The 7,503-nt window shown below is 66.2% G+C and carries 9 protein-coding genes and 3 tRNA genes; all 12 read right to left on the bottom strand.

The genetic code is table 11. The annotated features are described in order from the left end of the window. Positions 1–114, bottom strand: a 114-nt coding sequence (locus ACSFA8_RS09270) for a GTP-binding protein (RefSeq protein ID WP_296316415.1), incomplete at its 3' end; no start/stop codon positions are given. A 104-nt stretch (positions 115–218) separates the two neighbouring features. Then, positions 219–293 (bottom strand) — tRNA-Thr (locus tag ACSFA8_RS09265). A 41-nt stretch (positions 294–334) separates the two neighbouring features. Next, positions 335–408, bottom strand: a tRNA-Gly gene (locus ACSFA8_RS09260). 74 nt (positions 409–482) lie between these two features. Then, positions 483–568 (bottom strand) — tRNA-Tyr (locus ACSFA8_RS09255). 46 nt (positions 569–614) lie between these two features. After that, positions 615–1,343, bottom strand: a complete 729-nt coding sequence (locus ACSFA8_RS09250) for a uracil-DNA glycosylase (RefSeq protein ID WP_435479185.1) — start codon at positions 1,341–1,343, stop codon at positions 615–617. Between the two features lie 10 nt (positions 1,344–1,353). After that, the gene (trpC, locus tag ACSFA8_RS09245) at positions 1,354–2,154 is read right to left on the bottom strand and encodes an indole-3-glycerol phosphate synthase TrpC (RefSeq protein ID WP_435479184.1); all 801 of its coding nucleotides are present in this window, start codon (positions 2,152–2,154) and stop codon (positions 1,354–1,356) included. A 1-nt stretch (position 2,155) separates the two neighbouring features. Continuing rightward, complete coding sequence (gene trpD, locus ACSFA8_RS09240; RefSeq protein WP_435479183.1) at positions 2,156–3,190, bottom strand: anthranilate phosphoribosyltransferase; 1,035 nt, start codon at positions 3,188–3,190, stop codon at positions 2,156–2,158. Between the two features lie 25 nt (positions 3,191–3,215). Beyond that, complete coding sequence (locus ACSFA8_RS09235) at positions 3,216–3,866, bottom strand: LysE family translocator (RefSeq protein ID WP_435479182.1); 651 nt, start codon at positions 3,864–3,866, stop codon at positions 3,216–3,218. Positions 3,867–3,874: 8 nt separating this feature from the next. Beyond that, positions 3,875–4,927 (bottom strand): low-specificity L-threonine aldolase, encoded by a 1,053-nt coding sequence (ltaE, locus tag ACSFA8_RS09230; RefSeq protein ID WP_435479181.1) that lies wholly within the window; start codon positions 4,925–4,927, stop codon positions 3,875–3,877. A gap of 22 nt (positions 4,928–4,949) precedes the next feature. Then, the gene (locus ACSFA8_RS09225; protein WP_435479180.1) at positions 4,950–5,534 is read right to left on the bottom strand and encodes an anthranilate synthase component II; all 585 of its coding nucleotides are present in this window, start codon (positions 5,532–5,534) and stop codon (positions 4,950–4,952) included. Next, positions 5,531–5,920: a GxxExxY protein gene (locus ACSFA8_RS09220; protein ID WP_435479179.1), complete on the bottom strand. Its 390-nt coding sequence runs from the start codon at positions 5,918–5,920 to the stop codon at positions 5,531–5,533. Before ACSFA8_RS09220 ends, ACSFA8_RS09225 begins: the two co-directional genes overlap by 4 nt. Beyond that, entirely contained in the window at positions 5,917–7,419 is a 1,503-nt protein-coding gene (gene trpE, locus ACSFA8_RS09215; RefSeq protein WP_435479178.1) for an anthranilate synthase component I, read from the bottom strand. Before trpE ends, ACSFA8_RS09220 begins: the two co-directional genes overlap by 4 nt. Between the last annotated feature and the right edge of the window lie 84 nt (positions 7,420–7,503).

The raw sequence follows: 7,503 nt of genomic DNA, 5'->3' as shown, positions 1-7,503 counted from the left end.
GGCCGACAGAACGGTTGCGATGGCAGCCGTCAGCGTGGTCTTGCCATGGTCAACGTGACCGATCGTGCCCACGTTCACGTGCGGCTTGGTGCGGGTGAATTTACCTTTTGCCATTTTCTCGACTCCGAAAAATAACTAGATCAACAGACTGACATGGGGCCGCGTCGTCGAAATGACAAGCCGCCAACCCGGTGCAAACTCTCAGCCGCACCCTGAAATGGTGCCCTTTGCGGGAATCGGACCCGCGACCTCCCCCTTACCAAGGGGGTGCTCTACCACTGAGCCAAAAGGGCTTTTACTAACCAAAACGCATTCCTGCGGCGAAGCGGATCGCTGGAGCGGGAGACGGGAATCGAACCCGCGTCATCAGCTTGGAAGGCTGGGGTTCTACCATTGAACTACTCCCGCACTCGGGGGCAATCCAGGCACCCGAAGCGCACTTTCAAAAATTTCCAAAAGCTCTCTGAAATCCATTTCGTCGCTGGTGGAGAGGGCTGGATTCGAACCAGCGTACTCGTAAGAGGGCAGATTTACAGTCTGCTGCCATTAACCACTCGGCCACCTCTCCGGCGAACCTCGGAATATAGCACGGTTGCCGCAGCCCGTCGACCGGCTCAGCAAGGATTTTGCACCGCGCCGGTGCCCTGCGCCTCCCGCCAGGCGCGCGCCTGCCCAAAATGGCCGCAACCAATGAATGGCGCCGGTGGCCGCAGGGCGGACAGGGGCGAAGGGTGATTGGCGGTCAGCACCTTGTGGCGCTGCATGTCGATCAGCGCGCGTTTGCTCTGGGCATGCGAGCCCCAGAGCATGAAAACCACGGGCCGCTCGCCCTGCGCGACGTGGCGAATCACCGCGTCGGTCAGCACCTCCCAGCCGCGACCGGCATGGCTGGCGGGCTGGGCTTCCTCGACCGTGAGGCAGGTATTGAGCAGCAGCACGCCGTTTTTCGCCCACTTGACGAGGCTACCGCCCGGATTCGGGAACGGCGGCGGCGGCGTTGCGAGATCGCGCGCGAGTTCCTTGAAGATGTTGCGCAGCGACGGCGGCAGCGCCACGCCGGGTGCGACCGAGAAGGCCAGCCCCTCGGCTTGGCCGCGGCCGTGGTACGGATCCTGGCCCAGGATGACCACACGCACCTGCTCAGGCGGCGTGAGTTCGAGGGCTCGCAGCGGCTGTGGCGGAAAAATCACAGCGCCGGCATCGAGCCGCTCGCCCAGAAAGCCCAGCAGCTTCTGTCCGACCGGGCTGCCGAAGAAATCGGCCACCAGCGGCTGCCAGCCGGGCGCGACGGGCCAGTCCGAAGGGTTGTTGCTCGCCAGTTGATCGCCACGAACTTCAGGCATGGCCGGCCTTTCAGCGAAACAAGGCGGCGAGCGCGTCGCCCGGCTCGTCGGCGCGCATGAAGGCCTCGCCGACGAGGAATGCGTGGATCCCGGCCGCGCGCAGCGCAGCGACGTCCTCGCGCGTGGCAATGCCCGATTCGGTGACGAGCAACCGGTCGGCCGGCAATTTGGGCAACAGGTCGATCGTGGTCTGGATCGACACCTCGAAGTTGCGCAGGTTGCGGTTGTTCACGCCGACCAGCGGCGTCTTGAGCTGCAGCGCGCGATCGAGTTCGGCCGCGTCGTGCACCTCGACCAGCACCGCCATGCCCAGTCCGAGCGCGATGGCTTCGAAGTCCTTCATCTGTGCGTCGTCGAGTACGGCGGCGATCAGCAGGATCGCGTCGGCGCCGATCGCGCGCGATTCGTAGATCTGCCACGCATCGACCATGAAGTCCTTGCGCAGCACCGGCAGCTCGCACGAAGCGCGCGCCTGCTTGAGAAAGTCGATGCTGCCCTGGAAGAACTGCTTGTCGGTCAGCACCGAAAGGCAGGCCGCGCTGACCGTGCCGTCGCCCTCGGCGTAGCTCTGCGCGATGTCGGCGGGGATGAAGTCGGCGCGGATCACGCCCTTGCTCGGGCTCGCCTTCTTGACCTCCGCGATCACCGCGGCCTGGCCCGCTGCGATCCTGCCGCGCAGGGCGCCGACGAAGTCGCGCGTGAGCACGCGGCTCTCGGCGTCGAAGCGGATGGCATCGAGCGGCGTGCGCTGCTTCAGCGCCGCCACTTCCTGGTGCTTGACGGCAACGATCTTGTCGAGGATGTCGGACATGTCAGTTCGCTCCTGCTGCCGTCGTGGCCTTGACCAGCGCCGCCAGCTTGGCCTTCGCCGCACCGGATTCGATCGCTGCGCGGGCCTTGTCGACGCCGGCCGCCACCGAGTCGACCACGTTTGCCGCGTACAGCGCCGCGCCGGCATTGAGCACCACGATGTCGCGCGCCGCCCCGGGCTGGTTGTCGAGCACGCCCAGCAGCATGGCCTTCGATTGCTCGGGCGTTTCCACGCGCAACGCACGGTTGCTGGACATCGCGAAGCCGAAGTCTTCCGGGTGCAGTTCGTACTCGCGGATTTCGCCGTCCTTGAGCTCACCGACCAGCGTGGCTGCGCCCAGCGAAATCTCGTCCATGCCATCGCGCCCGTAGACCACCAGTGCATGCTCGGTACCGAGCCGTTGCAGTGCGCGCACCTGGATGCCGACCAGGTCGGCATGGAACACGCCCATCAGCATGTTCGGTGCGCCGGCCGGGTTGGTCAGCGGGCCGAGGATGTTGAAGATGGTCTTGATGCCAAGTTCCTTGCGCACCGGCGCCACGTTCTTCATCGCCGGGTGGTGGTTCGGCGCGAACATGAAGCCGATGCCGACCTCTTCGATGCACTTCGCGATCTGGTCAGGCTTGAGGTTGATGTTGACGCCGAGCGATTCCAGCACATCGGCGCTGCCCGACTTGCTCGAGACGCTGCGCCCGCCGTGCTTGCTGACCTTGGCGCCCGCCGCAGCCGCGACGAACATCGAACAGGTCGAGATGTTGAAAGTGTGCGAACCGTCGCCACCCGTACCGACGATGTCGACGAGGTTGGTGGTGTCGGTCACCAGCACCTTGGTCGACACCTCGCGCATCACCTGCGCGGCGGCGGTGATCTCTCCGATGGTTTCCTTCTTGACGCGCAGGCCGGTGATCAGCGCGGCCATCATCACGGGCGAGCATTCGCCGCTCATGATGAGCCGCACGATGTGCAGCATCTCGTCGTGGAAGACTTCGCGGTGCTCGATAGTGCGCTGCAGCGCTTCCTGCGGGGTGATGGGCATGGTGTGTCTCCTTGAGTGAGTAGCGTCAGTGCGCAGCGGGCGCGTCGGACAGGGCCAGCTTGATGCCGAACCCGATGAACAGCGCGCCGGCCACGCGATCGAGCCAGTGCAGGCCCTTTTGCACCGTGCTGCGGCGCGCCATCCAGGCGCCGGCCAGCGCCCAGCCCGAGTTCACGGGAATGGCATTGAGATTGAACAGCACGCCGAGCAGCACGAAGGCCAGCGCCTTGTTGCCGGCGTCGGGCGCAATGAACTGCGGCACGAAGGCGAGAAAGAACAGCGCGACCTTCGGGTTCAGCACGTTGGTCCAGAAGCCGCCCATGAAGACGGCCCGCAGGCTGCGTGCTTCTCCGGCGGCGGCCATCGCCGCCAGATCGGCCGCCGGGGGCGTCTTCGACAGCACCATGCGGATGCCCATGTACAGCAGGTAGGCCGCGCCGATGTACTTGAGCACGGTGAATGCATGAACCGAGGTCGCGAGCAGCGTGCCGACGCCCAGCGCAGCTGCGCCGATGTGCACGAAGCAGCCTGCGGTGATGCCGAGCCCCGCCACGATGCCGGCGCGTGCGCCCGAGCGCAGCGCATTCGTCACGATATAGAACACGTCCGGGCCGGGCGTCAGGTTCAGCAGCCAGCCGGCCGCGATGAAGACCAGCAGATGCGAAAGATCGGGCATGGCGTCGTTCAACCCTGGAAGAAGTCGCGGATAACACGCACGGCGCGGTCGACGCCGGCGGCATCGACGTCCAGGTGCGTGACGAAGCGCAGCTTGTACAAGCCAGTGGCGAGGATGCGTTGCTCGCCGAGGCGGGCCATCAGCGCGGCGGAGCGCGCCTTGGCCGCGCCTTCGAGGTTGACGAAGACGATGTTGGTTTGGGGCGGCTCGACGACGAAGCCGTCGATGCCGGCCAGGCCGCTTGCGAGGCGCTGTGCCAGCGCGTGATCGTCGGCCAGGCGCTCGATGTGATGGTCGAGCGCATGCGATGCCGCTGCCGCCAGCAATCCGGCCTGGCGCATGCCGCCACCCGCCATCTTGCGGATGCGGTGCGCGCGCGCGATGAACTCGCGCGAACCGCACAGCGCCGAGCCGATCGGCGCACCCAGGCCCTTGCTGAAGCAGACCGAGACGCTGTCGAAGCATTGCGCGATTCGGCGGGCCTCGGCCCGGACATCGCCGCCCGTGCTTGCGGCTTGCGCGACGGCCGCGTTGAAGAGGCGCGCACCGTCGAGGTGGCATTGGAGGCCCCTGGACTTTGCCAACGCGGTTGCGGCTTGCACGTAGCCGAACGGCAACAGCTTGCCACCCAGCGTGTTCTCCAGCGCGAGCAGTTTCGTGCGCGCAAAGTGCGCATCGTCAGGCTTGATCGCGGCCTCGATCTGCGCGAGCGGCAGCGTGCCGTCGGCCGCGTGATCGAGCGGCTGGGGCTGCACGCTGCCGAACACCGCGGCACCGCCCCCTTCCCAGCGGTAGCAGTGCGCCATCTGCCCCACGATGTACTCGTCGCCGCGACCGCAGTGCGACAGGATCCCGCACAGGTTGCTCTGCGTGCCGGTCGGCACGAACAGCGCCGCCTCGAAGCCGAGCATGGCGGCGATCTTGTCCTGCAGCGCGTTGACGCTCGGGTCGGTGCCGAACACGTCGTCGCCGAGCGGTGCCGCGGCCATGGCGGCGCCCATCGCGGGGGTCGGTTGCGTGACGGTGTCGCTGCGCAGGTCGACCGTGGTTTCGTGGGTCATCTTGGCCTCCAGCGTCCGGCCGTCAGGCTAGAAAGTTCCTGAGCATCGCGTGGCCATGCTCGGTGAGGATGGACTCCGGATGGAACTGCACGCCTTCGATGCGCACGTCGTGCGCAAAGCCGGTGTGGCGCACGCCCATGATCTCGCCGTCGTACGTCCAGGCGGTGATGGCCAGCGCCTCGGGGCAGCTCTCGCGCTCGATCGCGAGCGAGTGGTAGCGGTTCACCGTGAACTTCTCCGGCAGCCCCGCGAATACGCCTTCGCGGGTCGTCGTGATCTCGCTGGTCTTGCCGTGCATGAGTTGCTGCGCGCGGATGATCTTGCCGCCGAACGCCGCCCCGATGGCCTGGTGGCCGAGGCAGACGCCCAGGATCGGCAGCTTGCCGGCAAAGGCCGCGATAGCTGGCACCGACACGCCCGCCTCGGCCGGCGAACAGGGCCCGGGCGACACCACGAGCCGCGTCACACCGGCTGCGATGCGCTCGCCGATCTGCGCCACGCTGATCTCGTCGTTGCGCCGCACTTCGACCTCGGCCCCCAACTCGCCCAGGTACTGGACGATGTTGTAGGTGAACGAGTCGTAGTTGTCGATCATCAAGACTTTCATGGCTTGCTCACGATCCGGTGGACGCCTTTGACGACGGGGAACACATTGAAGTTGATCAGGAGGCCGAGCTTCAGGCCCGAGAGCCGCAGTGCGGCCATGACCTGCGCGCGGTGCAGGTCGGTCAGCACGTCGACAGCGCGCAGCTCGACGATTACCGACTGCTCGACCACGAAATCGGCGCGGTACACCTCGCCGAGATCGCGCTGCTTGTAGTGCGCCGAGAGCGGCACGTCACGCTGGAAGCCGATCTCGCGCTCGGCGAGTTCGACTTCTAGCGCCGCGGCGTAGGCCGATTCGACGAGCCCCGTGCCGAGCACGCGCTGCACTTCGACCGCCGCGCCAATGATCTCGTGCGAGAAGTCGTTGACGCTTTCGTGGACGCTCATTCCAGGCCCTCCTCGACCAGCTCGGCCGCACGCAGTAGCGCACGCGCCTTGGCCTCGGTCTCTTTCCACTCGAGTTCAGGCACCGAATCGGCCACCACGCCGGCAGCGGCCTGGACGTGCAGCACCTGGTTCTTGATGATGCCGGTGCGGATGGTGATCGCCACGTCCATATCACCCGCGTAGCTGATGTAGCCGCAGGCGCCGCCGTAGAGGCCACGCTTGGTCGGTTCCAGTTCGTCGATGAGCTCCATCGCGTGCACCTTGGGCGCACCGGTCAGCGTGCCGGCCGGAAAGGTTGCCTTGAGCACGTCGATCGCGGTCATGCCGTCTTTCAGCGTGCCCTCGACGTTGCTCACGATGTGCATCACGTGGCTGTAGCGCTCGACCGCGAAGGCTTCGGTGACTTTCACCGTGCCGATCTTCGCGATGCGGCCGATGTCGTTGCGCGCCAGGTCGATCAGCATCACGTGCTCGGCGCGCTCTTTCGGGTCGTTGAGGAGCTCGACCTCGGCCGCTTTGTCGAGCTCGATCGAGGCGCCGCGCGGGCGCGTACCGGCGAGCGGGCGAATGGTCACCTTCTGCTCGCCGCCGGCAATGTTCTCCTGGCGCACCAGGATCTCCGGCGAGGCCGCGACCACATGGAAATCGCCCAGGTGGTAATAGAACATGTAGGGCGACGGGTTCATCGAGCGCAGCGCGCGGTACAGCGACAGCGGCGACTCGGTGTAGCGCTTGCTGATGCGCTGGCCGATCTGCACCTGCATGAAATCGCCGCCGGCGATCAGCTCCTTGGCGCGCTCGACCGCGGCGAGGTAGTCGGCCTTGGCGAAAGAGCGCTCCACCGGATGCGGCTGGCTCGCCTTGACCTGGGGCGCCGCGACCGAATACTTGAGCTGGTCGCGCAATTCGCGCAGGCGCCGTTTGGCGTTGGTATAGGCCTCGGGCCGCGTCGGGTCGGCGTAGACGATCAGGTAGAGCTTGCCCGAGAGGTTGTCGATGACGGCCAGCTCCTCGCATTGCAGCAGCATGATGTCCGGGCAGCCGAGCGTGTCGGGCGGGCAGGTTTTTTCGAGCTTCTTCTCGATGTAGCGCACCGCGTCGTAGCCGAAGTAGCCGGCCAGCCCGCCGCAAAAGCGCGGCAGGCCGGGCCGCAGCGCCACCTTGAAGCGCTTTTGATACGCCTCGATGAAATCGAGCGGGTTGCCCTCGGCGGTTTCGACCACTTGGCCGTCGGTCACGACCTCGGTGCGCGCTTCGGCGCCGAAACCGCTGGCGCGGATCAGCGTGCGGGCCGGCAGGCCGATGAAGCTGTAGCGGCCGAAGCGCTCGCCGCCGACGACGGATTCGAGCAGGAAGCTGTACTTGCCGCCGTCCTTGGTGTGCGCGAGCTTGAGATACAGCGAGAGCGGGGTTTCGAGGTCGGCAAAGGCCTCGACCATCAGCGGAATGCGGTTGTAGCCCTGCGCGCTGAGGCTTTTGAATTCGAGTTCGGTGATCACGGGGTCTCTCTCCGTCTGCCGCCCGGCGCTGGATGGCCGGTGGCGGGGTCATTCACGTTTGGCCCTGAGTCGATGCTGCGATCA

It is taken from the genome of Variovorax nitratireducens, assembly GCF_051216545.1.
Classification (GTDB): Bacteria; Pseudomonadota; Gammaproteobacteria; order Burkholderiales; family Burkholderiaceae_C; genus Variovorax.
The sequence above is the reverse complement of the archived record's forward strand: the minus strand, read 5'-3'. Positions and strand labels throughout refer to the sequence as shown.

Coding starts and splice junctions, on each gene's coding strand:
- trpD (WP_435479183.1), bottom strand. CDS start 3,190: ATGCCCATCACCCCGCAGGAAGCGCTGCAGCGCACTATCGAGCACCGC.
- ACSFA8_RS09220 (WP_435479179.1), bottom strand. CDS start 5,920: ATGAGCGTCCACGAAAGCGTCAACGACTTCTCGCACGAGATCATTGGC.
- ACSFA8_RS09235 (WP_435479182.1), bottom strand. CDS start 3,866: ATGCCCGATCTTTCGCATCTGCTGGTCTTCATCGCGGCCGGCTGGCTG.
- ltaE (WP_435479181.1), bottom strand. CDS start 4,927: ATGACCCACGAAACCACGGTCGACCTGCGCAGCGACACCGTCACGCAA.
- ACSFA8_RS09250 (WP_435479185.1), bottom strand. CDS start 1,343: ATGCCTGAAGTTCGTGGCGATCAACTGGCGAGCAACAACCCTTCGGAC.
- ACSFA8_RS09225 (WP_435479180.1), bottom strand. CDS start 5,534: ATGAAAGTCTTGATGATCGACAACTACGACTCGTTCACCTACAACATC.
- trpC (WP_435479184.1), bottom strand. CDS start 2,154: ATGTCCGACATCCTCGACAAGATCGTTGCCGTCAAGCACCAGGAAGTG.